We start from the raw sequence: 24,682 nt of genomic DNA, 5'->3' as shown, positions 1-24,682 counted from the left end.
CCGGGATACCTGATTCTCCAGAACTTACGAGTCCCCGGGCGTTTAAGATCATTGGGCGAGCGAGCGGCATTGCATATGCTGCGGGCAATATACCATGTGGTCGTTAACCATTCCGGTGGCTTGCATGAAAGCATAAACAATGGTCGGGCCGACAAACGTAAATCCCGCTCGTTTCAGCGCCCTCGACATAGCTTCTGATTGCGGTGTGGTAACCGGCACTTCATCAAAGCTCCGCCAGTTGTTCTGCACAGGGTTGTTCTGAACAAATGACCAGAGGAAGTGTGAAAACCCTTTGCCTTGCTCCTGCAGGTCGAGAAACCCTCTGGCGTTTTTGATGATTGACCGGACTTTCAGTTTGTTGCGCACAATGCCCGGATTTGTCAAAAGTTCGGCAACTTTGGCGTCGTTATACCGAACGATTTTTTCCGGATCGAAATGGTCATAAGCGGCCTGATAGCTTTCCTGTTTGCGCAGAATCGTAATCCAGCTCAGACCGGCCTGCTGGCCATCCAGGCACAGCTTTTCGAACAGAGCGAGATCGTCGTATTCAGGCCTGCCCCAGACGGTGTCATGGTAATGCACATAAAGCGGATCGGAACCGCACCAAGGGCAGCGCTCGTTCGGGGCCGGGGTTGCGGGGGCCGGATCATCTTTGAGTACAACAGGCATGTGGCGTTCTCCCGGCGAAGTGATCAGCGTTTCAAGCGGATCCTGCGCTGAAACATTGGCTCCCAGTGTGTGTCCAGGGATTCTGCTGCGCTCAGGCTGTAACCCTCAGAGGGCGGCTCCAGCAGTGTGATGGCTGGCCATGAACCAACCTGATGGCTTTCCGTTTGCCTGAATACCAGTGTGCATAGAAAACCCTCGGTATAAAAGGCGCAGGCTTGCCAGTAATCATCTGGCTGATCGCCGTAGAGCTCGAAATTCCGGCGTACTTCCAGTGTCTGCAGATTGCCTGCAATACCCCGGCCGGTTGCTTTCAGCCAGGCCTCTTTCAATGTCCAGGCCCAGAGAAAAGCGTGGGGATCATCTTCCTGAAACAGCCATTCTTGTTCAACGGGGGAGAACCAGCGCTTAACCACTTTTTGCCATTGTGGGTGACGTTTGCTCGGTTCTATATCCACGCCCAGAGCCGAGCCGTATTGGGTTCCGCAGGCAGACAGACCGTTACTATGGCTGAGTGAGAGATGCCAACCTGGCGGGCTGGCAGACTCAATCGCGCGCCCTTGCACTGGCCAACACTGCCCAGGCTGCACGGCGCTCGCCCTGCTGAGAGCCTGGCGGATCAACCAGCGGCTGGTGAGAAATTCCGCCGCACGGGCCGGGCTTAGCCCCGATAACCGTTCGCGTTCATCAAATGTAAGCCAATCTGGCGCAACCCCGGGAGCTGATCCGGCCTGGTGGCATAGCCAGATGTCCGGCTTCGGTTGATTGCCGCTGGAATCAGGGCTGAAGTCGTTGGATGAGCCAACCATCGCCTTCCCTCACGTATTCAAACCGGTCGTGGAGACGGCTGGGGCGGCCTTGCCAGAATTCAATGCGCTCAGGGACAACGCGATAGCCGCCCCAGAAGCCCGGCAATGGCACTTCACCTTCGCTGAATTTGCGTTTCATTTCCGCCACTTTCTGCTCAAGCAGTCCCCGTGACGTAATGGCTTTGCTCTGCTCCGAGACCCAGGCGCCTATCTGGCTACCACGTGGGCGTGAGGCAAAGTATTTCAGGGATTCAGTCTTGCTGACTTTTTCGACCCGACCCTGAATACGCACTTGCCGGTTCAGGCCAATCCAGGGGAACAACAATGCAGCCTGAGGGTTCTCGTCCATCTCATGGGCCTTGCGGCTTTCATAGTTGGTGTAAAAAACGAACCCGCGCTCGTCAAAGTATTTCAGCAATACCGTGCGCAGATCCGGCATGTTGTTGGCTCCGGTGGTAGCCAGGGACATGGCGTTGGGCTCCAGAATACTGGCTTCCCGGGCGTCGCCGAACCAGGTCTCGAACTGCCGTACCGGGTCGTCGCTCAGCGCCTCGCGATCGAGCCCTTCGCTTTCAAAATCGCGACGCATATCGCCGATGTCCATAAACCTTCCTCTCACTCGCGTTAAAAAAATTGCAGGGGAAACACTACGACGGCTGAGCATATCCGGTTCAGGGCCGCCTGTCAGCGATCCTTGTGTCGTAACCGGTTGCATGCAACCGACAATGAAGTGAGCACCTGACAAACCGGCATCTGGCGGACTATCCTTATAAACAGGAAAGTGGGCAAGATCGCCCCGGTATTCCGCCGTTCATGAGGAGATGTCCGTGGCCCAGAGCCGTCAACAAAGCCGTATGCCCAGAAACCTGTTCATCGGATTCCTGGTTCTTCTGGTTCTGTACAGCCTTGCAGGGTTTCTGCTTTTGCCCTGGTGGCTGAAGCGTGCTTTGCCTGCTCAGATGGAGCAGCATATGGGGTGGCAAGCCGATGTTGGTGACATCCGCAGCAATCCATTTGCGCTTAGTGTGGAAGCCCTGAACCTGTCTGCGCAGGACAGCGATAATCAAAAAGTGGTGGGCTTCGATCGCCTGTTTATTAATCTCGACTTCTTTGAGCTGATTCAGGGTGTTGTCGGGTTTGAGGCTATTGAGCTTGAAGAGCCGTTCATCCGATTGGATCTGCTGGAAGACTACAGCGTTAACTTCGCTCGGGACTTTCAGGCTGCCAGTGCACGGGACGAGGGTAAGCCCGCAGATACGGCTGAGGCTCAGGAAGATCAGGCGCCACCCTCACTGTATTTTCAACAGGTCACTGTAGATGGTGGCGTTTTGCTGTTCCGGGATTTTACCCAGTCTGAAATGGCGGAGTTCCGGATTACGCCGCTGGACCTGACCCTGAGCGATCTGGCTACCTGGCAGCGGGACGACCGCAACAGCGATTATCACCTGCAGGCGGCACTGGGCAGCCAGACCATCGAGTGGCGGGGCAACTTCAGTGTCACACCGCTTTACTCCAATGGAAATCTTGCAATTTCCGGTGCCGATCACGAAACGCTCGGGCATTTCCTCGCACCTTACCTGCCCTACGATTTGCGCGGCGGTAAAGTAACGGTAAGTTCAGACTATGAGCTGCAGTCAGGAGACATTCTGTATTTTTCTACCCACAACGGCCGGTTGTTGCTGGAAGATCTGGCTGTTGCTACCGATGCGCAAAGCGAGCAGCCCGGGTTAACCACGGTATCCATTGCCGTTGACGGTATCGGATTCGACCTCAATGCCCGTGAAGCCGTTGTAGGGCAGATTTCGGTGGAACAGCCCGATGTTGCACTGGCACGGAACAAGGCAGGAGACATTGACTGGGTTGCCAGACTTGCCGCGTTCAATGAGAGCAATCAGCAAAAAGTTTCTGGCGCTGAAGTGTCGGAGCCCGCATCGGCTGAGCAACCGTTCCGGTGGTCACTGGATGGCATCGGCATTTCTGATGGCCGTGTGACCTGGCAGGATCAGCAGCCGGGTTCGCCGGCGGAGCTGACACTGGAGCAGTTATCCTTGTTCACCGGTGACATCAGCAGCGAGATGGAAGACCCGATGTCTTATAAGCTGCAGACAACTCTGGCCAGCGGTGGCACGCTATCCCTGAATGGCCAGCTGACACCTCAGCCCTTTACGCTGGAAGCGGCTATCTCCGGCTCTGGTATCCTTCTGGCGGTGTTTGAGCCTTACTTGCAGGAGTCGGCCAATCTCGCCATTGCAGCTGGCACACTCGGGCTGGATGGTAATCTCGATCTGGATGGCCAGCAGGACCCGCTAACGGGTACGTTCAGCGGCACCGCAGAGGTCAGCGGGCTGAACCTTCAGTTGCCAGACAGCAGCGATCGGTTGATCTCGTGGCAGACGCTTCGTCTGGCGCCCATTGAGTACAACGTCTACCCGTCCAGATTGGAAATCGGCACGATTACCCTCGCTCAGCCGGCCATCAATCTTGTTCGCGATACCGACAGCGTGCACAACGTTGCGAAAATTTCTCTGCCGCCCAGGTCTGCTGATACAGCCTCAGAGCCGCAAGAGGACAGGGCCGACGACGCGTCGTTTATCTTCCGGATCGGCCAGTTAATGATTGAAAAGGGCGCGCTCGATTATACGGACCGTACTCTGAATCCAGCCTTTACAACCTCGCTCGACCAGCTCAATGGTTCGATTACGGGGCTCAGTAATGTATCGCCGCAACAAGGCAAGGTGTCTCTGAAAGGTCGAGTGGGTGGCAGTGCCAGCATGGAAGCTGACGGCACCATCGGCACCTTGGGTACGGAAGATACCAGCGATCTGAAACTGACCATGAAAGACCTCTCATTGCCCGCACTTTCGCCCTACCTGAGCCGTTATTTGGGCTACGGCATTGATAGCGGCAAGTTAGAGCTGGATCTTGATTATGAAGTTACCGGTAGCCGGATAGATGCATCGAACAGGGTGATTATGGACCGCCTGACTCTGGGGCAGGCCGTTGCCAGCGAAGAGGCCGTTAACGCACCGGTGAAGCTTGGGTTGGTGCTGCTCAGGGACGGCAATGGTGTTATTGATGTGAACCTGCCAGTCAGCGGTGATCTGGACAGCCCGGATTTCAGAGTCGGCCAGGTCGTTATGCGAACGTTTGTGAACTTGCTTGCAAAGGCCGCTACGTCGCCGTTCAGTGTGCTTGGGTCGATTGCCGAACTGGCTGGCCTCAGCGGCGAGGAATTGGGCAAAATGCGCTTTGAGCCCGGCACGACCAGGCTGGTGCCGGGCGAGGCTGAGAAGCTGGCCGCCCTGTCGGAAGCTCTGCTTGATCGCCCGGATCTGTTACTGAATATACGCGGTGGTGTTTCACCCGATGCTGACGGGCTGGCGCTTCTGCGTGATGAGCTGGCGGCGAGTCAGGAAGGAGAGTTGTCGGAGCAGGCCTGGGAAGAAGCGCGTGAGGCCTATCTGGCGGGAGAGCGGACGCTGGTGCCCGAAGCGCTGAGTAATCTTGCCAGCGCACGGGGGAGCGCGTTACAGGAAATACTGCGAGATACTCATGGTGTTCCGGCGAACCAGTTATTCATGCTCGACCCGTCACGGAATGCCGAGATGTCTGAGGATGGCAATGTCATTGTCGGGTTTACGTTGGATGCCCGCTGAGTCGGCTATGAATTTCACAACGATGTTTTAAAGGGATAAAGCGCGTGTCACAGGCTGGTAGTCATTTTTTTGCTTATGTTTCCCGGTTACGCTGGATCAAGCGTTGGGGGTTGATGCGTAACGCAATCGAAGAGAACGTAGCAACCCACTCATGGGAAGTGGCCACCCTGGCACACGCATTGGCACTGATCCGCAACCGGCACTTTGGCGGGCGGGTGAATGCCGATAAAATCGCTGCTGCCGCGTTGTACCATGATGCTACTGAAGTGATCACCGGCGATATGCCCACGCCTGTGAAGTACCACTCCAAGGTTATGCGGGAGGCCTTCGGCGACATTGAGCACAAGGCGGAGGCGGAGTTACTGGCGCTGCTACCGGAAGACCTGCGCGAAGATTTTGCGCCCTATCTTCGGGAATCCCGATTGCCGGCCGAGGATCGCGAACTGATCAAGGCGGCAGACCGTTTGTCGGCCTGGCTGAAGTGTCAGGCCGAAGTGCGTGCGGGCAACCGAGAGTTTGAGCCAGCTGAGAAACAGATCCGGCAGAGGCTTGAGCAGGAGGGGTTGCCGGAAGTCGCTTACTTTATGGAAGTATTCGCTCCCGGCTATGAAAAGCCGTTGGACAACCTGCTGGGCTGATGCTCTTCAAGTTGTCCGCACGCTCGCAAGGTCAGGCGTTACTGGCCCCGCCTACCAGGCCGCCGCGCAGGCCGTCCCGTTGCAGGGATTGGCGAACCACATCGTCCGGGCTGCCTGCCAGTTCCCGGAACATGCCCATGGAGCCCAGAAGAGCAGAGGACTCGTAGGGCACAAACACCCGCTCGCCGTCTTTTGCCATGTTCGGCAATACCTTGATGTAGCTTTGCCCCAGCAGATAGCCGATAACCGTCTGCTTGTTTTGCTCGGAGTCGCCCATTGCACTGAGTACCAGACGAATGGACTCCTGTTCACCCTGGGCACGCAGAATCGCGGATTCCTTGTCGCCCTGAGCATTCAGAATGGCAGACTCTCGCTGGCCCTGAGCCTTGGCAATCGCTGCAGTCTTTTCACCTTCGGCCTCGGTAACTGTGGCTCGACGCTTTCGCTCTGCAGACATTTGCAGGCGCATGGCATCTTCCACTTCTTCCGGCATGCTGATGTCCTGAACTTCTACCCGGGTAAGCTTGACACCCCATTTGGAGGCTGGCTCTTCCATTTCGGCCTGAATGGCGTTGTTCACCTCGGCGCGGGATTCAAACAGCTTGTCCAGCTCCATCTTGCCCACTACCGAGCGTAGTGTGGTTTTGGCCAACACTTCAACCGCCTGGCTCATATTGGCCACTTCGTATACAGCACGGCGAGGGTCAATAATCTGGTAATAAAGAGCCCCGTTGATTTTCACGGTTACGTTATCGGTGGTCACTACGGGTTGCCCGGGGAAGTCCATCACTGTTTCACGGCGGTCGATGCGGGTTTCATCGGTGGTCATCGGGTGGTATTCCTCACCCATGCGCATGTAGCGGATCATGGTGATGGGCCGGGGCCGCTCTACGAAAGGGATGATAATGTTCACGCCGCTTTCCAGAACCCGATTAAACGAGCCCAGACGCTCAATAACCATGACTTCAGACTGACGTACAATCACCAGGCCCTTGGCAATGATGAAAATACCGATAGCGACAACAATCAGGCTGATAATCAGCCCCGGTGAAATGTAGGGTTCCATAACTTACTGCTCCTTGGAGGGGACGGTTTGAACAACGGCGGTGGTGCCGTCGAATTGTCTGAATATAACGTTGGTTCCTTCAGGGAAGTCGGTAGCCCCGGTGGTTTCGTCTCGCAGGCGATAAAAATCGCCGTTGATTTTTACACCCGCGGCACCGTCGAAATCCCTTTTCTGGGTGCGATATTGCTTCCCCTGTTCGACACCCGTGCCGGTAGTGCCATAGGCCACGCCCTTAGGCGAAAAGCGCGGGCGTATCCAGCGGATAGCAATGGGTACCAGCAGGCCAGAGAACAGGCCCATACCAACAAGCTGCCACTCGAACGACATGCCAGCGTAGGCAAGCACAGCGGTCAGGCCGGCGGCAATCGCCAGTGCCAGCAGTAAAAGCACGCCCGATGTCAGCTCGGCGAGGCCCAGCACGAGTGCCAGAATCAGCCAGAAATGTGTAAGGCTCCATTCCATACAGAAAATCCGCAGGTTCAGGGTTTAAGAAATCCGCGAGACTGAACTCCCGGATGGTGGATTGTACTCAAAAGCCGGGGCTGCGTCCGAGTGGCCCTGGCGTCGCTCAACACAGAAATTTGATGCCATATGCTGATCAGGGGCGGTTGTTAGAGTATCTTCTTTAGTTAGTACAACACACAACAAGAGTTCAATGCCCATGAAAGACCTGAAAAACAAAGTGGTGGTGGTAACCGGAGCGGGTTCCGGTATCGGACGAGCGCTCGCCAAAGCGCTGGCAGTGCGGGGTTGCAGGCTGGCCTTATCGGATGTTAACGAGCAAGGCCTGGCTGAAACGGCTGCGTCTATTGAGGGTTCGGAAGTCAGAACTTACCGGTTGGACGTAAGCGACAGAGACGCTGTATACGCCCATGCGGCGGAAGTGGTAAAGGACTTTGGCCAGGTGAACGTGATTATCAATAATGCCGGTGTTGCACTCTCTGCAACGGTGCGAGAGATGTCTGATACAGACTTTGCGTGGATCATGGATATCAACTTCTGGGGTGTGGCTCATGGATCCCGTGCTTTCCTGCCACACCTGATCGCCTCGGGTGATGGCCATGTGGTGAACATTTCCAGTGTGTTTGGCATGATCGGCGTACCTACACAAAGTGCTTATAACGCAGCAAAATTTGCGGTTCGCGGGTTTACCGAGTCCCTGCGCCAGGAAATGAAATTGGAAAAGCAGCCGGTTGCGGTCAGTTGTGTGCACCCCGGAGGTATAAAAACCAACATTGCCAATTCGGCACGCACAAGCAGGCCTAAAAGTGCTGAAAATCTGCGAAAAGGCTTTGACAGGCTGGCCATGACCACGCCGGAAAAAGCCGCTGAAACGATTGTAAAAGGCATTCTCAAAAACGAGTCCCGCATCCTTGTGGGAACCGATGCCTGGGGTATTGATGCTATTAACCGCCTGCTGGGCTCGGCCTATCAGCCCCTGGTTGAGCGCTTTGCCGGCAAGAGCCTGTATCGCTGACGGCTATTGAGACAAGGAATCACGTCGTTTTATGTGTGAACTGCTGGCCATGAGCGCCAATACACCTACTGACCTCTGCTTCAGCTTTACCGGGCTGACCCGCAGAGGCGGCGACACTGGCCCCCATAAGGATGGCTGGGGTGTAGCTTTTTATGAGGGCAAAGGCGTGCGGGCCTTCCACGATGTGGATGCCAGCGCTAACTCACGGCTTGCAGAAGTGGTTCAGACTCATCCGATCAAAAGCGAAGTAGCAATCTGCCATATCCGCCAGGCCAATGTGGGTGAAATCTGCCTGGCCAATACCCATCCGTTTATGCGTGAGCTCTGGGGCCGTTACTGGGTGTTTGCCCATAACGGCCAGCTTTCTGAGTTCGCGCCATCAGCAGGGTTTTACGAGCCTGTTGGCGGTACAGACAGTGAGGCGCTGTTCTGCGATATTCTCAACCACCTGCGTAGCCAATGTGACCGTAATGATCCGGTCGGGGTTATTACCGAGCGCCTGGTTCAGCTCTCAAAAGCTTATGCCGCTCAGGGTGTGTTCAATCTGTTGCTGAGCAACGGCGACTGGCTGTTTACCTACTGCAGCACCAAAATGGCCAGCATCACCCGCCGCGCGCCTTTTCGCCCGGCGAGATTGAAAGATGCCGACGTTATTGTGGATTTCGAGTCTGAAACCACGCCGAACGATATCGTCAGCGTTATCGTAACCGAGCCGCTGACCAGTGATGAGAAATGGGATATTTACGAGCCGGGCGAGTGGCGGTTGTGGCGTAAGGGGGTTGTTGAATCACGGGGCTAGCCCCATATAGGTAAAATAAATTGTTATCGGAGTAGTTATGATTCATCGACCCAATACGCACAGCAAGTTGTTTGGATACCTGCTCTGGATCTTCGGGTTTTTGGGAGCCCATCGTTTCTATTACGGCAAACCGATCACCGGAACCATCTGGTTCTTTACATTCGGGCTGTTTTTTATCGGCTGGATTATCGATCTTTTCCTGATTCCATCCATGGACGAGCAGGCTGACAGCCGGTTCCGTGAAGGTGAGGTCAACTACAACATTGGCTGGTTGCTGCTGACCTTCACCGGTGTGTTCGGGTTACACCGGCTGTACATGGGCAAGTGGATCAGCGGCATTATCTATTTGCTGACCGGCGGCCTGTTTTTGCTTGGCGTGCTTTACGATTTCTGGACGTTGAACGACCAGATCTCGGAGCGTAACCGGCAGGTAAAGTTTAACTGACAGCAGCCTGTTCCAGCTCCACGAGGCCATCCTCCAGGTAATCAAGCATCCTCTGGAGGCTTGGCAGCGTGCGGCGGCAGCCAATCAGCCCGAACTCCACCTGATCGTTGTAGCTGGTCAGAGTCATATTCAGGGCGAGGCGATCCATAGCGATGGAGACGGGGTACATACCCTCCAGTTTGGCGCCGTTCCAGTAACTGGTCTCTTTCGGCCCGGGTACGTTGGATATTACCACGTTGAACGTCTGCCACTTCGGGGCCACGCCGGTCAGCAGATGAAACGCCGCTGGCGATAGGGTAAGCGCCGTGTAGTTGACGATTTCTTCAGGTGACATGTTCGCGTAGCGGTCTTTTCCCTCCTGCATACTTTGATGAATCTTGCGCAGTCGCGTGCCGGCATGGCTCTCGTCGGTATACAGATTCGCCAGGATAACACCGACCTGATTGCCCTCGGATTGCTTGCTTTCAGATGTCCCGTCGCCAGGTTTGTCATACTTGCGCAGTGACACCGGAACCATAGCGATCAATGGCTTCTCTGGCAGCGCATCCAGGTTCATGAGGTAGGTGCGCAAAGCACTGGCGCACATTGCCGTGACTACATCATTTACAGTGGTGCCATAAGCCTTGCACACCGCTTTTATCCGCTTCAGACAGTACGATTGGGCCGCAAAGCGCCGTGAGCCGGTAATTTTCTGGTTCAGAATGCTGCGTGGCGCGTGGAATATGGATTTATAAACAGGGTCTTTGCGAGCGGTGTTGACGGTGCGCAACAGCTCTCGCGCGACCGTCGGCATCGTACCCAGTTGCTTTCCCGATTCCCCCAACAAATGACTGATACTGCCCCATAGCGACGGGCCGCTTCGATCCTCATTCCTCCGTGGTCGTGCCGATAGATCCCAGATAGGCGGCATATTGCGCTTTGCAGGATCCGTGGACAGCATTCTCTGAAACATACGCATGGCAGAAACACCGTCCACCAGGGAGTGGTGGATCTTGATGTAAACCGCAAACTGCCTGTCGCCGAGCCCCTCGATGAGATGAAACTCCCACAGCGGCCGCTCACGGTCCATAAGGTGCGAGTGTTCTGCCGAGACAAAACCAAGCAGCTCCCGGATACGGCCGGGAGTAGGCAGAGCCTCAAACCGGAAGTGATGCTCCAGATCCAGATGCTTGTCGTGCACCCAAACCGGCTGTGCAAACCGACTGTCGAGGCGACGATCAAAGGGCGCCGTCACTTCGGTATCATTGCGCAGCTGCTCGGCAAGCCGGGAAACATAATCGTCCGGCGCATCCTCCGGAAACGAAAAAATCTGCAGCCCGCCTACATGCATGGGTTGCTGGCGCTTTTCCAGCCAGAGGAAAAGCTGGTCGGTGGGGCTCAGAGGCTTCACGGGCGGCATCCTTTTTATTGATGTTTCCCTGATCTTACCTCAGGTTGCCCGTGAGTGGTTGACCTCAGGTGCATGCCGGCCCGTTAACATCGCTTGATACTGCCCCTTGCCCGGTCAGGCAGCCACGGCTTGCCGTTGTATATCGGCGGTTTCCAGCAGGATCCGGTTACCATCCAGGAGAACAGGGTAGGTTCTGACCGACACCGAATCATCTTCCAGACAAGCCCCGGTTTTCAGGTTGAAGTGCTGTTTGTATAGCGGCGAGGCTACAACAGCATCTCCTTTCAGGTCCCCCGTGATACCACGGGCCAGAACATTGGCGCCGCTGAACGGATCGGTGTGACTGATGGCAAAAAGCGCCGGCAGCCGGTGCGGCAGATAAAACACCGCCACCGGCCCCTCTTCCGTCCATACCGCAATGCCGGATTCCGGCACCAGATCGTCAACAGTACAAACCGCATTCCAACAAGTATGAGTTTTCATCTTCGTTCTCCTTGAATCTTCGTTTTTCGATATTCGCGAGTTCGGTGAGTGTGGTGGTATGGGGTGCTTTTCCGCCGGGAAAAAGATGTCTGAGCGCAGCGAGTTATTTTTCCCGGCGGAAAAGCACCCCGTGCCGCCGCGCACTCGCACCCAAATAAACAGGCTACGCAGACTCCAGAACAGGCCGTCTCTGCCCCCGCTCTGAAGTCCACTGCTGCTCCGGGTCCTTCTGCTCTGGCAGGTTCACAAACTCCCTGAATCGCTTACGCTTCTCGGGATCTTCCACCGCCGTTTTCCACTCACACTGGTAAGTGTCGACAATACCGGCCATGTGTTCCTCCAGCTCGGCACAGATCCCCAGGCTGTCTTCCAGCACCACCTGCTTCAGGTACTCCAGGCCACCCTCCAGATTTTCCATCCAGACACTGGTGCGCTGCAGCCGGTCGGCGGTGCGCACGTAAAACATCACCACCCGGTCAATGGTGCGGATCAGCTCCTCATCAGACAGATCGGTCGCAAACAGATCGGCGTGGCGCGGGCGCATACCTCCGTTACCACAGACATAGAGGTTCCAGCCATTCTCGGTAGCGATCACCCCGAAATCCTTACTCTGAGCCTCGGCACACTCCCGTGTGCAGCCAGACACCGCCATCTTCACTTTGTGCGGCGCCCGTAAGCCCTTGTAGCGGTCCTCCAGGCGGATTGCCATACCCACGCTGTCCTGCACGCCGTAGCGACACCAGGTGTTGCCAACGCAGGACTTCACGGTCCGCAGTGATTTGCCGTACGCGTGACCGGTTTCAAATCCGGCAGCGATCAGCTTTTCCCAGATCTCCGGCAGCTGGCTCAGAGTGGCACCGAACAGATCCACCCGCTGGCCGCCGGTGATCTTGGTGTAAAGATCGTATTCCCTGGCCACCTCACCCAGCACGATCAACTTGTCTGGCGTGATCTCACCTCCCGGAATACGCGGCACGATGGAATAGGTACCATTCTTCTGCATGTTGGCCATGAAGGTGTCGTTAGTGTCCTGCAGTGGCACATGATCGGTGGTCAGGATGTGCTCGTTCCAGCAGGAGGCCAGGATGGAGCCAACCGCAGGCTTGCAGATGTCACAGCCCTGGCCCATACCATGCTGTCTGATAAGCGTGCGGAAGGTGCGAATGCCGTTTACCCTGATCAGGTGGAACAGTTCCTGACGGCTGTAAGGGAAGTGTTCGCAAATGTCTTTGCTGACTTCCACGCCGCGCTTTTCAAGCTCGCAGTCCACCACAGTCTTGAGCAGTGCGGTGCAGCCCCCGCAGCCGGTGCTGGCTTTGGTCTTGGCTTTGACGCTGCCAAAATCGGCACAACCCGCATCAATGGCGTTGCAGATGTCGCTTTTGGTCACGTTGTGGCAGGAACAGATCGAGGCGGTTTCAGGCAGGGCATCCGGCCCCAGCACGGGCGCGCCGCCCTGGCTTTCGGGCAGTATCAGGGTTTCCGGATTCTCTGGCAGCGGGATGCCGTTAAGAGCGTATTGCAACAAAGAGTCATAATGACTGTTGTCGCCTACCAGAATAGCGCCGAGCAGCGTCTTGCCGTCTTCGCTGATTACCATTCGGCGGTAATGGCCTGCCTGTTCATCGTTGAAGCGGATGTTGCGGGCACCCGGCGTCTGGGCATGGGCGTCGCCGATAGAGCCCACATCCACCCCCAGCAGCTTCAGCTTGGTGCTCATGTCAGCTCCGGTAAAGGCTGCATTGTTGTCGCCGTTCAGAACCGAAGCCAGGGTGCGGGCCATGGTATAGCCTGGGGCGACCAGCCCGAAAATTCTCTGCTCCCAGAGCGCACACTCACCAATGGCATGGATATGCGGGTCTGAGGTAGAGCACTGGTCATTGACGACAATGCCGCCCCGTTCGCCCACATCCAGGCCACTGGCTCGTGCCAGGGCATCCTGCGGACGAATACCGGCAGAGAATACAATCAGATCGGTTTCCAGGTGGCTGTCATCGCTGAAGTTCATGCGTAGCCGAGCGTTCTCGCCTTCAAAGATAGCGGTAGTGGCTTTTTCGGTGTGCACCTGAACACCCAGTTCTTCGATCTTGTGGCGCAATAATGCCCCGCCATCGTTATCCAGCTGCACAGGCATCAGGCGGGGCGCGAATTCAACCACGTGCGCCTGCAGACCAAGGCTCTTCAGTGCGTTAGCGGCTTCCAGACCGAGCAGTCCGCCCCCAACCACTACCCCGGATTTGGCCTCATGTGCACTGGCCCGGATAGCATCGAGGTCTTCCAGGGTCCGGTATACGAAGCAATGTGGGTGCTCCCGGCCCTCAATCGGCGGCACAAACGGAAAGGATCCGGTGGCCAGCACAAGTTCGTCGTAGCCATACTCGCCTTTTGGCGTGGTAACTGTGCGTTGATCACGGTTAAGGGCGGTAACGGGCTCATTCAGCCGCAACTGAATACCCTGCCCGGAGTACCAGTCTGCGGTGCCCATAGCGAGATCGGCGTGGGTGGAGCCGATGAAATATTCCGATAGATGTACCCGGTCATAGGCCAGCTGTTTTTCCTCCCCGAAGACGAGGATCTCGTACTCAGCGGCTCCTGAACTCGTGACGAATTGCTCCAGGAAGTGGTGACCTACCATGCCATTGCCAATCACGATCAGGGTTTTCTTGCTCATGGTGGTGTCCTTTTAAATAAAAAAGCCGGAGCATCTCATCCCCTGTGGGAGTCGATGGTCCGGCGCCAATGCCAACAATAGTGTTCTGGGAGCTCGGCCAGGTCCTTGGCCGGGATAAACATCCTTGATTTATACATAGCGATGTTCGTGCCAATTTTGAAAAGTCTTTTAAGTCAATCGGTTAGATTTTTCATGATGGGTCTGGAGCTTAGATGCGCGGGTTTTCTGCACTTTGCCGGAGCAGGTTGCACGACTTTGATGCCTTTTTGCTGGCGCAGTAATTGCTCCAGTTCCCGGTAACGCAACAGTGTGGCCTTGCCCGGAGCTTTGAAATGGACACCCCTGAATGTCAGCACAAATCTGCAAAGCCCTCAGCTGAGGAGTATCTGGTCGCCTCCAGGCGGTGCGAACTTATGAACCTCCAGTATTTTTTGCAGATGGGGAAGCTGATGCAGAGCATCGGTAACCTTGTGCATGGTCTGCAGCGGGAGCGTGGCGCGTCCACCATTTTTCTGGGGTCGGGTGGTGCAAAGTTTGGCCACGAGCGAAAGACAATGGTCGCGGAATCGGTATGTTTGTACACCGTTTTCGAGCGAGCTCTGGATGAGATCCACGAAGACCTGACAACTCACCCCGTAAGCAGTCCCTTGCTGGCCCATATTGCCAGTGCTCTTCACGGATTGGGGAGCCTGCCGGCGCTGCGTCAGGGCGTAAAGGCCCAAACATTGTCGGTGTCGGAGGCAACCGAATCCTACAGCATGCTAATCCATCGTCTGATTACGGTGGTCTTCGAAGCGGCGGATACCGCGGTAGATCCTTCACTTGCGCGGTTGCTGGTGGCCATGGTGCACCTGATGAACGGCAAAGAGTTCTGCGGTCAGGAGCGAGCAACAGGCTCCGCCGGCTTCGCCAAGGGGAGCTTTGATAGTGCACTGACTCGGCGCATGGCGCACCTTGTTGAAGCGCAGGAACGGTGTTTTGAGGTGTTTCTCGGGTTTGCGGACGAGCAAAGCTGCAGGCTGTTACAGGATCTTCGGGCCCATGAACGGGAAAAGGAAATTGAGCGCCTGCGCAAACTCGGGTGCTCTGTTGGTCGTTACAAAGCTTTGGATCCGGAGCTTTCCGATCATTGGTTTGCGTTGATGAGCGAGCGCATGGACGAATTCAAAAAAGTGGAAGAGTCGGTGGAGGGTTGCTTTCATGGGCGCTGCGTAGAGCGATTCTCCGAGGCGCGAAGTTCATTGGCACACCATGAGACACTGATTGCATCACTCGATCAGCCAGAGCCTTCCGCCCGGCCTCTGTTGGTTCTATGTGAGCCATATAACAGTGGGGAGGCCCAGCCAGGCGAAGTCTGGAACAGTGAGGGTGTCGGCCAGCAATCAGGGCGGTCGATTTTTCACCTGGTTCAGGAGCAATCACGCCGGCTTCAACAGATGAGTGAGGATTTGCGGGGTGCCAAGGAAGCACTGGAAGAGCGGAAAATCCAGGAAAAAGCGGTCTCATTGCTGATGGGGCACCGCAAGATCAGTAATGATGAGGCCCACAGGGTTCTAAGAAAGCTGGCCATGGACCAGGGTAAAAAGTTGCCCGAGGTTGCGCGGGCACTGGTGTCTATGGCCGATGTTTTGAAGTAGGCAGCCTGCGTAGCATCGATAGGGGAACGCGGTAACGCTGACCCCGGAAACTTCCCGTCCCGTCGACCGTGCAGGTTTTCCGGTTGACCCGGACAATCTCTCCCTGAAACTCCCGATTACCGGTGCTGAAAGCCACGGCATCCTCTACGCGCCAGGGCGACGGCTGGAGTGCCAGCTCAGGAAGCTGGAAAGTTTCACTGGATAAAGGAATCTGGTGTTCACTGGCCTGCCTGGCCAGTGTCTCCCGCGTCGTTTCTGCACCACCACTTTCGTGCAGCTCATCAAGAATGGTATAGAAGTGCCGGTTGTGAACGGAGCCACGATATCTCTTGCCGGCGCTGTGCTGTAACAGGTGTGCAAACTCGTGACAGCAGGTGTGTGCCAGCAGGTTAAGCGTGCTGAGCTCGCCGCCGAAATAGCCCCGCTTCTGGATTTCCCGTGCAGAAAGCCAGCCACTGGCCGTATCCGGCTGATGCTTGGCCTGAATCATGCGAAGGCCGTAGGTGATCTGATGTTGTTTTCGCTGCGGCTCAAAGCGATGATAAGTCGCCTGCCCAGAGCCCACCCGGCACACAAGAGAGCTGCCAGATGCCCGTTGCTGAACCCGGCCTGCGGCAGGTTGCCAGAGAATCTGTTCGGTAACAGTGCACATCAGTTCGCCGAGCTTGCGGGCTTGAAATTTCGGGTCGGTCATATCAATTGAAAGGCTACACGCCTCATCATCTGGATAAAATATATCAACAAGAATAACGATCGAATTGCGTGTTTGCTATGGCCCACCCGGTGAATGTTGTCTCCGGAAAACTCTCCGTGGAAAATCTGGATATCCAGCTCCCGCCTTCCATGCAGAGTGACAAACCGGAAAGCGCCAACGAAACTGTCGCTTGAATCTTTACGAGCAAGCAGACAAACTGTCACCAGATACAAATAAGTGGTGACAGTTTGTCTGAGTATGGCGTCGCCCGATCTTTCCGGGCGCAGCTTCAATCCCTGTTCCGCCAGCATGGCGGCCAGCTCCGCCTGAGCGAGGCGCTGGCCCAGGGCATCAATCGGTACCAGTTCTATCAGCTGCGGGATGAGGGGCTGATAGAACCAGTCAGCCGTGGCCTATACCGGCTGACGGATATGCCCCCTATTGAAAACCCGGATCTGGTCGCCGCCGTTACCCGTTTTCCCCATGCGGTGCTGTGCCTGGTTTCTGCCCTGGACTGGCATGGTATCACCACGCAGATTCCTCACCAGGTGCACCTGGCTGTCGAGCGCGATGCTCGCCTGCCGGTTCTGGATTATCCCCCGGTGGCCGGATACCGGTTCTCCGGGCGGGCATTCAGTGAAGGCATTGAGCAGGTGACAGTGGATGGCGTCACACTGCAAGTCTACTGCCCGGAGAAAACCCTGGCGGATTGCTTCAAGTTCCGCAATCGCATCGGCATGGATGTGGTGCTGGAAGCGCTGGAGCTCTACCGCACCCGCAAAACCTTCCGGCCGGGCATACTGATGGAATACGCAAGAATCTGCAGGGTTGCTAATGTGATGGCACCCTATGTGGAAGCCAAGCTGTGAATGGAACCAGACTCTTAATGGAATAAACAAACGTGAAAGGAGATCACTGTGGCCAAAGATATCGCCGCGTCTGTTCGTCAGAAACTGCTGAATAAATCCCGGGAAGAGAAGCGCCCCTTTCAAGAGCTGCTGCAGTACTACGCGATGGAGCGGTTTCTATACCGGCTGAGCCAGTCGCCTCATAACGGTTGTTTCACTCTCAAGGGCGCGCTGATGCTTTGGGCTATGCAGGGGCCGAATAGCCGCCCGACCCGGGATATCGATATGCTGGGCCAGACCAGCAATGAGCCAGATGCCATTCTGGCGCAAGTTCGTGATGTCATTGCCGCGGAAGTCGTCGATGACGGTCTGCGCTTTGATCCGGACACTCTGAAAGTGGATAGCATTACGGAGGATGCCGATTATCAGGGGCTGAGAGTGACGTTTACCGGTTTTCTCGATCAGGCCAGAATCCCGATGCAACTGGATATCGGGTTTGGCGACCCGGTTTTTCCCTTTCCTTCCTGGCTGGAGTTCCCGGCTCTGCTGGATTTTCCTTCAGCCAGAATTCAGTGCTATACACCAGAGTCTTCCATCGCTGAGAAGTTCCAGGCCATGGTGAACCTTGGCGAACTGAACAGTCGGATGAAAGACTTTTATGATATCTGGCTGCTCTCGCGCCAGCATGAGTTCAGATTGGAAAATCTGATGGGTGCGGTTGAACGCACGTTCCAGGCACGCGGAACGGAAATCCCTGAAACCAGTCCTTTTTCTGCCGCTTTTGTGGACAGCAAACAACCGCAATGGCAGGCTTTCCGTAAACGCCTTGGTCAGCCCCATGTGCCACAAGCGTTCATGGAGGTTGTAGCGGTGGTGATTGAGTTTCTTGCGCCAGTGATGGCGGGTAAGGCTGCAGACACCTCTGAGGAAATTTGGCACCCACCATGGTCCATGGAGTCGGTAGACCGATGGCTCCCACCGGGCCGACAAGCGTGATGTAATCTTCCCGCTCGAGTTGAAAAAAAGCCTGTCTCGAACTGGCCCCCGGTATCCCTGAAAACAAAATTGATGAAGCTATTGAACGGGTGATGAACCGGCGCTCACTTCCTCGCCTTCATTTGATAGGTGGAAAAAAAGAGGGGCCTTGGCCCCTCTTTTTGACATCAAAGCGCGAATTACGCTTCGATCGGCGAACGCCAGTCGTCTGAACCGGAAGTGCCGGCCACAGCGTGCTCCCAGGTTACTTTGCGGTAGGACAGGGAAACGGTAACCAGTTGTGTGAAATCCGCGCTGGCGGCGTCCTGGCAGTGTGGCATGTTGCAGTTGACGTCGATGATGGTCGCATCTTCCAGAATGGTGGAGAAGAAGTGCTCCTGTTTGCCTTCAACGGACGTGCGGTACCACTTCAGTTCAACCTTTGGCAGCATTTCGCCGGAAGCCAGAGCGTTGTACATCAGCGGTGTGGACTTGTTCAGTGCGGATGTAAACTTGAATGGCTTGTGTACTCGTTGGCCGGAAGGCTGGCCGGACTGTGGGTCGGTCGGTACGGTAACAACGTGGCTGAATTCCTGAACCAGCACTTCGTCTTCGTGACCTTCAACGTAGATGTTACCGACGGAATCGGATGTGAATGCACCCGCGGTGATGTTGCCTTGGGTTTTACCTTCGATAGCGATATAACAAGGGGTTGGCATTGTCTGCTCCATGACGTTTAAGTGAGTCTTCGTCCCCGGGGTGTTCCCTGGACACGCAGACTTTTACAAGGCGCGTGCCAACCTGCTAAAAGCTTTTAAAAACAGCAGGATGAATCTTCTCTCTAGTCATGATCGAGAGCTCTGAGCAAACCCTTGCCTGGAAGCTGGGCGAGCTTTTGCTGGCAGGGCAATAAATGGCCCGGATCATGGCCGATAGGCGAACGACAACATCAGAGCGAGCAGCAACAGGGCCGACAGCCCCTGCCAGAAGCCTACCGGGTGGCGTTCAATCAGGGGTTTACGGTGTTGTTGGTGCCAGTGACGATTGGGTTGGCGCAGATCAAACAGGAATTCAGAGAGTGCCGGGTAGCGTTTGTGGGGTTCCGGGCTCACGGCGCGGGCGATAGCATCATCAATCCACGCTGGCAGGTCATCCCGGTGCAGGCGGGCGGGATGGTAGCTGAGGCGCCGCAACTGGTTCCGGTTACGGATGCCGGGGACTCGGGTGCCGTAAGGCAGCTGGCCGGTCAGTAATTGATAGGTAATCACGCCAAGAGAAAACTGGTCGGCCTGCCAGCTTGCGGCCTCACCCAGAAAGGCTTCCGGCGCACTGTAGAGCGCAGCGCCCCGAGGCCAAGAGGGTTCGTCATGCTCATTCAGCTCCTGCAATCCGGCAATCCGGGTGGCACCGAAGTCAATCAGTACAAGGGTGCCCTGGCTGTCGATCCGAATGTTTTCCGGCTTCAGATCCTGATGCACCATTTCCAGCCGGTGAAAGGCCCGCAATCCCCGGGCTATCTGCTCTACCAGCTGGCGTACGGTTTCCAGGTCCGGGTCGGGATTGTCCTGTAACCACTGTTTAAGGCTGATTCCCTGGATGTATTCGGTGGCCAGGTACAGGCAGCTGTGTTGTCGCTCAGGCGCAAAAGCCCGCACTACATGGGGGCTATTGATGCGCTGAGCCACCCATTGCTCGGTGGTGAAATGTTCCAGCGCTGCGGGGTCCTGTTGCATCTCCATGGCCGGTACTTTCAAAGCAATCTGCCGGTTGCTGGCCTGGTCTACGGCCAGATAGACATGGCTGCGACTGCTGGCGTGAATCGGCCGTTGAATTCGGTAACCGTCCACCACTTGCCCCGCGTGAAGCTCCGGAGCAAAGGGTAGCTGGTGGGCATTCCGGGTGATCTCGTCATTGCTTTTGCTGGCGGGTATCGAGTCTACCCGCACGATTTGCACACTCAGGTTATCGTCGCTGCCATTGCCGAGGGCAGTTGCAACAATCTGTCTGGCTGCAGAGTCCAGGTCATCACAGGATTCGTGGATGATTCCAGCCATTTCATGCTCGCAGAGGTGCTCGTAAACCCCATCGGTTGCCAGCACAAAGGTATCTCCGGGCCCGACCGGAACGGTCAGGTAATCAATGTCCAGTTGCGAACTCAGGCCCATGGCCCGGTTCAGGCAGCTGTCATCCCGGGACAGCCAGACCCGGTGGTCGCTAGTCAGTTGTTCCAGGGAGTCACCCTGTAATCGGTAAATACGTGCGTCGCCTACATGAAAGAGATGGGCGGTGGCGGATTTCAGAACCAGCACGCTCAGGGTGCACACATAGCCGCGATCCTGGTCATACCGGTAGCGGCTTTGCCGGGTCTGGGCATGCAGCCAGGCGTTGCTTGCCTGCAGAACGCGCTGGGCGGACTGCTTGACCGTCCAGCTGTCCGGTGTCGAGTAATAGTCACTCAAAAACCCTGCTACCGCTGACTCACTGGCGATCTGGCTGACATTGCTGGAGCTGATGCCATCGGCGATGGCCACCGCGACGCCCTTGGAACGGAGTTGGTGATTATCTGGCATCACCAGGCCATGAAAATCCTGGTTAACCGGCTTCTGGCCTTTGTCCGAGTGCTGGCCAGTGGTAACTGAAAGCTGGGTAGTCATGAATTACTCTGCCTCAAACAACGGCACAAAGCCCGGAGGGTGCGGCCCCCGGGCATTGTGCCTACTGCAGTTGTTCAGTTTGAACGAGCCAGTTCGCCAGTGAAGTTGCCCGGAACAGTGCGCTTGGGCGCCGTACGAATGTGCGTGGTGTACAGGGTGAGGCCGGTAAAGGACAGACCGCCTACCAGGTTGCCCAGTACGGTCGGGATTTCGTTCCAGATGAAGTAGTCCATGATCGAAAACTCGCCACCCATCATCAGGGCGAACGGGAACAGGAACATGTTGACGATGGAATGCTCAAAGCCCATGTAGAAAAACAGCATGATCGGCATCCACATGGCCAGCACCTTGCCTGGAACCGTGGTTGAAATCATGGCGCCAACCACGCCCATGGAGACCATCCAGTTGCACAACATGCCGCGCAGGAAAATCGTCATCCAACCGGCAATTCCGTATTCGGCATAACCCAGTGTCCGCGCCTTACCCACGCTGGCAATCTTGTCGCCAACGGCGCCGGGGTCAGTGTTGAAGCCGTAAGTAAAGACAAAGGCCATGATCAGCGCTACCGTCAGCGCGCCACCAAAGTTACCCAGGAACACCCAGCCCCAGTTCCGCAGAATACCTTTGGTATCAACACCGGGGCGTTTGTCCAGCAGCGCCAGTGGCGTCAACATGAATACTCCGGTGAGCAGATCAAAGCCCATCAGGTAAAGCATGCAGAAGCCGACCGGGAACAGCATGGCTCCCGCCAGTGGGCTGCCGGTCTGAACGGCTACAGTAATGGCAAATACTGCTGCCAGAGCCAGAATGGCGCCGGCCATGAACGCCCGGATCAGCACGTCCCTGGTGGCCATGTAGATTTTCGATTCACCGGCGTCCACCATTTTGGTGACGAACTCTGAAGGCATGATGTAAGACATAAGGTAATCCCCTGTGCTTTCCTGGCCGTCTTTTCGACAGGCGAAAAAAAACGGCGTCGCTCACAGGCTACCGTTGGTTGGTAGTTATGAGCAGACGCCGTCGTCTGAAACAAACTTGTGTGTGGGCAGATAATCACGATCTGCTGAAAGAGTTTGAGCAGGTGCCGTGCCAGTCTCGAAAACTTTCGATAAAAGCCCGTTTATTCAATAAGTAATACGAGAGGGGTGGTCAGTATTGATTCAAGCTTAACGTGTTAGTTCGCACAGCGCCGGTGCGATTCGCGCAGCATTGGTGCGGAAGTCAGCGCAGGCGGAATCTGACTGGTAGAGCGTAGGTGAACGTAAGACCAGACATGTCATCCGGTACAGGAGGCAGCGGAACAGCTTGTTCGAGCATGGCCAGGGCGGCTTCATCCAACAGGGCATGACCGGATTCTGTCTGCAGGCTGTGGCCGACGAGTGAGCCGTCCCTGCGAAACTCGAAGGTGATAACCGGGGCGCCTTCCTGCCCCAACCTGCGAGCCCGGTGGGGGTATTCGTAAAACCGGGACAGGTGCCGGCTGAGTTTTGTCAGGTAGTCGTCGACGGCATCCGGGTTGCCAGCATTCTGCAATGGCACCGATGATTGTGACTGAGTCTCGCCATTTTCGGGCGCCGGCTCGGCGGGTTCACTCTCTGTTGCCTCTCCAGATGGGCTGTCCGTTGGCATTTCAGGGGTTGCAGAGGTTTCAGGCTCCGCTACCATTTCTCGCTCTCGCTCTCGCTCTCGCTCTCGCTCTCGCTCTCGCTCTCGCTCTCGCTCTCGCTCTCGCTCTGGCTCTGGAGTGGGTGTTGGTTCTGGTTCCGGCTTTTTTTCCTGCACAGGCGCTGCGTCAGCTTTTTCTGCAGGTGCGGTTTTTCCCGCAAGCGAGATCTTGATAGCGGGCGCTGTGTTGATGGCCGCGTTGCCTAGCTGATTAATCTCCAGGGGTCTATCCGGTATGGCGGCCAAAAGAATACCAGCACTCAGAACGATGGCGATTGCTAATAGGCCCAGGCGCGCAGCTCGTCCGGTATCCTTCACGTCTCTGGCTCCGTGAGCAACATTATTTCCTCGAAACCGCCCTGCTCCAGCGTGCGTAAAAGGGCCTCGAGATCGGCCATGGCAATGGTGCTGGCTGCAGCAATCTTCAATGGGTTCTGTGCATCTGGTTCTGGCAGGTGTTGCAGCAGCGTTTGCGCATCCAGTGTTTCACCGCCTAGTTGCCAACGGCCCTCAGCGTCCACGAACAGGTCGGCGTGGGGCGATTGCTGCTCGGCACTCGGGGGTGTAGCCGGCAGGTCGGGCAAAGGATCGTCTGCAAGCTGGCCGGCAACGATGAAAAACATCAGCAACAGGAAGACCAGATTGATGAGCGGCAGGAGGGCATCCTCCACTCGTTCCATCAAAGACTTGCGGGAAGTGGAAGGCGGTGGAACCAGTTCGATCATGGTGTTTCTTCGGTCGCCCGTTTCCAGTGGGTTTGAATGCCATTGCGGGACAGCTCACCCAGAGTTGATGTGAACAGGCTCAGCTGAGTGCCGGGTGCGGTGGTGAGGTTTACCTCGGAAATGCCGGCACTGCGAAGTTGAGGCAGTATCTGGCTGATTGGAAGCGTGAACTCCTGCCACTCTATTGCCCCACCCTCGGTGACGATTAATAGAGGTAATGGCTCGCCTGTTACGGTGCTTCGACCATCTGTGTTGTTGGCAAGTTCCAGGTGATCCACGGGCAACAGCCGGCTGGTCAGCATAAAAAACACCAGCAGGATGAACACCACATCAATCAGCGGTGTTATGCGAATGGGTATTGGCCTGTTGGGCCGAGGTTCAACCAGTTGCATGGGCAAAACGTTGACTGCTGCGGGTTTCAAAGGCTCGCTGATCTTGTGACTCTGGCTGTAGTCGGTTAGCTGTTGCCTGAGAGGGAGCGCCGGTTGCTGTTTCACTGAGAGGTTCTTGCTGGCCCGAAAACGCTTCCGGTGTCGCGCTTAGTACCGAAACCAGAGTGCTGTTGACGAGTTTGTGAATGCGCCGTAAACGGAATTCTATCCAGGCCGCCAGAGCAGCGAATGGAATGGCAACAACAAGACCGGCCGCGGTAGTGGTAAGGGCTTCGTAGATACCACCACTCAATTGGGATGCGTTTGCACGACCTTCTGTGGCGGCCATGGCGCTAAAGGCTTCGATCATGCCCATAACGGTTCCCAGCAGGCCAAGCAAGGGAGCAAGGGCAGCAATCACTTCAATGATTTTCAATGGAGCTTCAAAGGGCTCAAGCCCTTGTTGGGCATCCCGCGCAGAAGTTTCACGAACCTGCCGGTCGTCCTGGTTGTTCTGTCGCGCCTCAATCGTATTGGTTACGAGGTGATGAAGCGGGTTCAGCCTTGCCCAACGGCTGGCTTGCTGACGAACCACTTGCGGATTCACTTCAACAGGGTTCTGTTGCCAAAGCGTAATGATATTTTTAAGGTTTTTTGACAACCGGGGCGCACAGAGGGCGCCCAAAAGTACCACGTAAACAAATGTGACAAGACCCAGAGCTGCCATGGCAATCAGCACCATCATTACCGGGCCACCCATGGCTAACAGTTGGTTGAGAGGGCCATCAGTCACCGTGGAGCCGAAGGGCGCCAGAATATCGCTCATGACAGGTATCGCTCTTGCTGAAAGTTGATATTAATAATAACGATTATCATTTAGTTTGCAAGTGCGTAATTATTCTTGCCGCAGGCTTCTGGTAAGGTTAAGTGCTGTATCAAACGTATTCTCAAGCGCGCGTTGCGAAAGAATCCGATCTGGAAGCGGAGATCTGACCATTTACACGTTTTCCCTA

The 24,682-nt window shown here is 56.0% G+C and carries 24 protein-coding genes; 8 read left to right on the top strand and 16 right to left on the bottom strand.

The window, feature by feature from the left end:
- Positions 1-48: 48 nt before the first annotated feature.
- From ACN0RL_RS00805 to pdxH, 3 genes are read right to left on the bottom strand one after another with little or no spacing between them, the layout of a single operon-like run.
- A complete protein-coding gene (locus tag ACN0RL_RS00805) occupies positions 49-669 on the bottom strand; it encodes a DNA-3-methyladenine glycosylase I (protein WP_417512736.1) in 621 nt (206 codons plus the stop codon).
- 23 nt (positions 670-692) lie between these two features.
- Positions 693-1,475: a 4'-phosphopantetheinyl transferase family protein gene (locus tag ACN0RL_RS00800; protein ID WP_417512735.1), complete on the bottom strand. Its 783-nt coding sequence runs from the start codon at positions 1,473-1,475 to the stop codon at positions 693-695.
- Positions 1,444-2,079, bottom strand: a complete 636-nt coding sequence (gene pdxH / locus ACN0RL_RS00795; RefSeq protein ID WP_417512734.1) for a pyridoxamine 5'-phosphate oxidase — start codon at positions 2,077-2,079, stop codon at positions 1,444-1,446. The genes ACN0RL_RS00800 and pdxH overlap by 32 nt, the downstream gene beginning before the upstream one ends.
- Positions 2,080-2,296: 217 nt before the next feature.
- On the opposite strand from pdxH, the gene ACN0RL_RS00790 reads away from it, so the two are divergent.
- Both ACN0RL_RS00790 and yfbR read left to right on the top strand, forming a co-directional pair.
- Positions 2,297-5,131 carry a DUF748 domain-containing protein gene (locus ACN0RL_RS00790; RefSeq protein WP_417512733.1) on the top strand — a complete coding sequence of 945 codons (2,835 nt, stop codon included), beginning with the start codon at positions 2,297-2,299 and terminating at the stop codon, positions 5,129-5,131.
- A 44-nt stretch (positions 5,132-5,175) separates the two neighbouring features.
- Entirely contained in the window at positions 5,176-5,769 is a 594-nt protein-coding gene (yfbR, locus tag ACN0RL_RS00785) for a 5'-deoxynucleotidase (RefSeq protein WP_417512732.1), read from the top strand.
- A gap of 31 nt (positions 5,770-5,800) precedes the next feature.
- Here yfbR and ACN0RL_RS00780 read toward each other — a convergent pair whose 3' ends face one another.
- Positions 5,801-6,835, bottom strand: a complete 1,035-nt coding sequence (locus ACN0RL_RS00780; protein WP_417512731.1) for an SPFH domain-containing protein — start codon at positions 6,833-6,835, stop codon at positions 5,801-5,803.
- 3 nt (positions 6,836-6,838) lie between these two features.
- Positions 6,839-7,297: an NfeD family protein gene (locus tag ACN0RL_RS00775; protein WP_417512730.1), complete on the bottom strand. Its 459-nt coding sequence runs from the start codon at positions 7,295-7,297 to the stop codon at positions 6,839-6,841.
- A gap of 199 nt (positions 7,298-7,496) precedes the next feature.
- On the opposite strand from ACN0RL_RS00775, the gene ACN0RL_RS00770 reads away from it, so the two are divergent.
- Genes ACN0RL_RS00770 through ACN0RL_RS00760 form a run of 3 tightly spaced genes read left to right on the top strand, consistent with a single transcriptional unit; the run spans position 7,497 to position 9,556 of the window.
- The gene (locus tag ACN0RL_RS00770) at positions 7,497-8,312 is read left to right on the top strand and encodes an SDR family NAD(P)-dependent oxidoreductase (protein ID WP_417512729.1); all 816 of its coding nucleotides are present in this window, start codon (positions 7,497-7,499) and stop codon (positions 8,310-8,312) included.
- Positions 8,313-8,343: 31 nt separating this feature from the next.
- Entirely contained in the window at positions 8,344-9,111 is a 768-nt protein-coding gene (locus ACN0RL_RS00765; RefSeq protein ID WP_417512728.1) for a class II glutamine amidotransferase, read from the top strand.
- A gap of 37 nt (positions 9,112-9,148) precedes the next feature.
- Complete coding sequence (locus ACN0RL_RS00760) at positions 9,149-9,556, top strand: NINE protein (protein WP_417512727.1); 408 nt, start codon at positions 9,149-9,151, stop codon at positions 9,554-9,556.
- Here ACN0RL_RS00760 and ACN0RL_RS00755 read toward each other — a convergent pair.
- The 3 genes from ACN0RL_RS00755 to nirB form a co-directional block, all read right to left on the bottom strand.
- Positions 9,549-10,946 (bottom strand): WS/DGAT/MGAT family O-acyltransferase, encoded by a 1,398-nt coding sequence (locus tag ACN0RL_RS00755; protein ID WP_417512726.1) that lies wholly within the window; start codon positions 10,944-10,946, stop codon positions 9,549-9,551. The genes ACN0RL_RS00760 and ACN0RL_RS00755 overlap by 8 nt on opposite strands.
- Positions 10,947-11,060: 114 nt before the next feature.
- Positions 11,061-11,429 carry a nitrite reductase small subunit NirD gene (gene nirD / locus ACN0RL_RS00750; RefSeq protein ID WP_417512725.1) on the bottom strand — a complete coding sequence of 123 codons (369 nt, stop codon included), beginning with the start codon at positions 11,427-11,429 and terminating at the stop codon, positions 11,061-11,063.
- A gap of 163 nt (positions 11,430-11,592) precedes the next feature.
- Entirely contained in the window at positions 11,593-14,100 is a 2,508-nt protein-coding gene (gene nirB, locus ACN0RL_RS00745) for a nitrite reductase large subunit NirB (protein WP_417512724.1), read from the bottom strand.
- 332 nt (positions 14,101-14,432) lie between these two features.
- On the opposite strand from nirB, the gene ACN0RL_RS00740 reads away from it, so the two are divergent.
- The gene (locus tag ACN0RL_RS00740; protein ID WP_417512723.1) at positions 14,433-15,737 is read left to right on the top strand and encodes a nitrate- and nitrite sensing domain-containing protein; all 1,305 of its coding nucleotides are present in this window, start codon (positions 14,433-14,435) and stop codon (positions 15,735-15,737) included.
- Here the strand turns inward: ACN0RL_RS00740 and ACN0RL_RS00735 are convergent.
- Positions 15,715-16,431: a hypothetical protein gene (locus ACN0RL_RS00735; RefSeq protein WP_417512722.1), complete on the bottom strand. Its 717-nt coding sequence runs from the start codon at positions 16,429-16,431 to the stop codon at positions 15,715-15,717. The genes ACN0RL_RS00740 and ACN0RL_RS00735 overlap by 23 nt on opposite strands.
- Before the next feature lie 248 nt (positions 16,432-16,679).
- Between ACN0RL_RS00735 and ACN0RL_RS00730 the strand changes: the two genes are divergently transcribed.
- Both ACN0RL_RS00730 and ACN0RL_RS00725 read left to right on the top strand, forming a co-directional pair.
- A complete protein-coding gene (locus ACN0RL_RS00730; protein WP_417512721.1) occupies positions 16,680-17,300 on the top strand; it encodes a type IV toxin-antitoxin system AbiEi family antitoxin domain-containing protein in 621 nt (206 codons plus the stop codon).
- 48 nt (positions 17,301-17,348) lie between these two features.
- A complete protein-coding gene (locus ACN0RL_RS00725; RefSeq protein WP_417512720.1) occupies positions 17,349-18,275 on the top strand; it encodes a nucleotidyl transferase AbiEii/AbiGii toxin family protein in 927 nt (308 codons plus the stop codon).
- 179 nt (positions 18,276-18,454) lie between these two features.
- On the opposite strand, the gene ACN0RL_RS00720 is transcribed toward ACN0RL_RS00725, so the two are convergent.
- The 7 genes from ACN0RL_RS00720 to ACN0RL_RS00690 form a co-directional block, all read right to left on the bottom strand.
- Entirely contained in the window at positions 18,455-18,973 is a 519-nt protein-coding gene (locus tag ACN0RL_RS00720) for an Hcp family type VI secretion system effector (protein WP_303595447.1), read from the bottom strand.
- 204 nt (positions 18,974-19,177) lie between these two features.
- Positions 19,178-20,908 carry a protein kinase domain-containing protein gene (locus ACN0RL_RS00715; RefSeq protein WP_417512719.1) on the bottom strand — a complete coding sequence of 577 codons (1,731 nt, stop codon included), beginning with the start codon at positions 20,906-20,908 and terminating at the stop codon, positions 19,178-19,180.
- A 74-nt stretch (positions 20,909-20,982) separates the two neighbouring features.
- Positions 20,983-21,828, bottom strand: a complete 846-nt coding sequence (locus ACN0RL_RS00710; protein ID WP_417512718.1) for a formate/nitrite transporter family protein — start codon at positions 21,826-21,828, stop codon at positions 20,983-20,985.
- 301 nt (positions 21,829-22,129) lie between these two features.
- Positions 22,130-22,891 (bottom strand): energy transducer TonB, encoded by a 762-nt coding sequence (locus ACN0RL_RS00705; protein ID WP_417512717.1) that lies wholly within the window; start codon positions 22,889-22,891, stop codon positions 22,130-22,132.
- A complete protein-coding gene (locus ACN0RL_RS00700) occupies positions 22,888-23,298 on the bottom strand; it encodes an ExbD/TolR family protein (RefSeq protein ID WP_417512716.1) in 411 nt (136 codons plus the stop codon). Before ACN0RL_RS00700 ends, ACN0RL_RS00705 begins: the two co-directional genes overlap by 4 nt.
- Positions 23,295-23,690 carry an ExbD/TolR family protein gene (locus ACN0RL_RS00695; RefSeq protein WP_417512715.1) on the bottom strand — a complete coding sequence of 132 codons (396 nt, stop codon included), beginning with the start codon at positions 23,688-23,690 and terminating at the stop codon, positions 23,295-23,297. Before ACN0RL_RS00695 ends, ACN0RL_RS00700 begins: the two co-directional genes overlap by 4 nt.
- Positions 23,677-24,495, bottom strand: coding sequence for a MotA/TolQ/ExbB proton channel family protein (locus ACN0RL_RS00690; protein ID WP_417512714.1), 819 nt, complete (start codon positions 24,493-24,495; stop codon positions 23,677-23,679). Before ACN0RL_RS00690 ends, ACN0RL_RS00695 begins: the two co-directional genes overlap by 14 nt.
- Positions 24,496-24,682: the final 187 nt, after the last annotated feature.

Origin of the sequence: Marinobacter sp. (assembly GCF_048259445.1) — a bacterium.
Lineage (GTDB): Bacteria > Pseudomonadota > Gammaproteobacteria > Pseudomonadales > Oleiphilaceae > Marinobacter.
Note: the sequence above shows the minus strand (reverse complement) of the source record. Positions and strands in the feature narration are given on the sequence as shown.

Coding starts and splice junctions, on each gene's coding strand:
- ACN0RL_RS00805 (WP_417512736.1), bottom strand. CDS start 669: ATGCCTGTTGTACTCAAAGATGATCCGGCCCCCGCAACCCCGGCCCCG.
- ACN0RL_RS00800 (WP_417512735.1), bottom strand. CDS start 1,475: ATGGTTGGCTCATCCAACGACTTCAGCCCTGATTCCAGCGGCAATCAA.
- pdxH (WP_417512734.1), bottom strand. CDS start 2,079: ATGGACATCGGCGATATGCGTCGCGATTTTGAAAGCGAAGGGCTCGAT.
- ACN0RL_RS00790 (WP_417512733.1), top strand. CDS start 2,297: ATGTCCGTGGCCCAGAGCCGTCAACAAAGCCGTATGCCCAGAAACCTG.
- ACN0RL_RS00780 (WP_417512731.1), bottom strand. CDS start 6,835: ATGGAACCCTACATTTCACCGGGGCTGATTATCAGCCTGATTGTTGTC.
- ACN0RL_RS00775 (WP_417512730.1), bottom strand. CDS start 7,297: ATGGAATGGAGCCTTACACATTTCTGGCTGATTCTGGCACTCGTGCTG.
- ACN0RL_RS00770 (WP_417512729.1), top strand. CDS start 7,497: ATGAAAGACCTGAAAAACAAAGTGGTGGTGGTAACCGGAGCGGGTTCC.
- ACN0RL_RS00765 (WP_417512728.1), top strand. CDS start 8,344: ATGTGTGAACTGCTGGCCATGAGCGCCAATACACCTACTGACCTCTGC.
- ACN0RL_RS00760 (WP_417512727.1), top strand. CDS start 9,149: ATGATTCATCGACCCAATACGCACAGCAAGTTGTTTGGATACCTGCTC.
- nirD (WP_417512725.1), bottom strand. CDS start 11,429: ATGAAAACTCATACTTGTTGGAATGCGGTTTGTACTGTTGACGATCTG.
- nirB (WP_417512724.1), bottom strand. CDS start 14,100: ATGAGCAAGAAAACCCTGATCGTGATTGGCAATGGCATGGTAGGTCAC.
- ACN0RL_RS00740 (WP_417512723.1), top strand. CDS start 14,433: ATGGACACCCCTGAATGTCAGCACAAATCTGCAAAGCCCTCAGCTGAG.
- ACN0RL_RS00735 (WP_417512722.1), bottom strand. CDS start 16,431: ATGACCGACCCGAAATTTCAAGCCCGCAAGCTCGGCGAACTGATGTGC.
- ACN0RL_RS00720 (WP_303595447.1), bottom strand. CDS start 18,973: ATGCCAACCCCTTGTTATATCGCTATCGAAGGTAAAACCCAAGGCAAC.
- ACN0RL_RS00715 (WP_417512719.1), bottom strand. CDS start 20,908: ATGACTACCCAGCTTTCAGTTACCACTGGCCAGCACTCGGACAAAGGC.
- ACN0RL_RS00710 (WP_417512718.1), bottom strand. CDS start 21,828: ATGTCTTACATCATGCCTTCAGAGTTCGTCACCAAAATGGTGGACGCC.
- ACN0RL_RS00700 (WP_417512716.1), bottom strand. CDS start 23,298: ATGATCGAACTGGTTCCACCGCCTTCCACTTCCCGCAAGTCTTTGATG.
- ACN0RL_RS00695 (WP_417512715.1), bottom strand. CDS start 23,690: ATGCAACTGGTTGAACCTCGGCCCAACAGGCCAATACCCATTCGCATA.
- ACN0RL_RS00690 (WP_417512714.1), bottom strand. CDS start 24,495: ATGAGCGATATTCTGGCGCCCTTCGGCTCCACGGTGACTGATGGCCCT.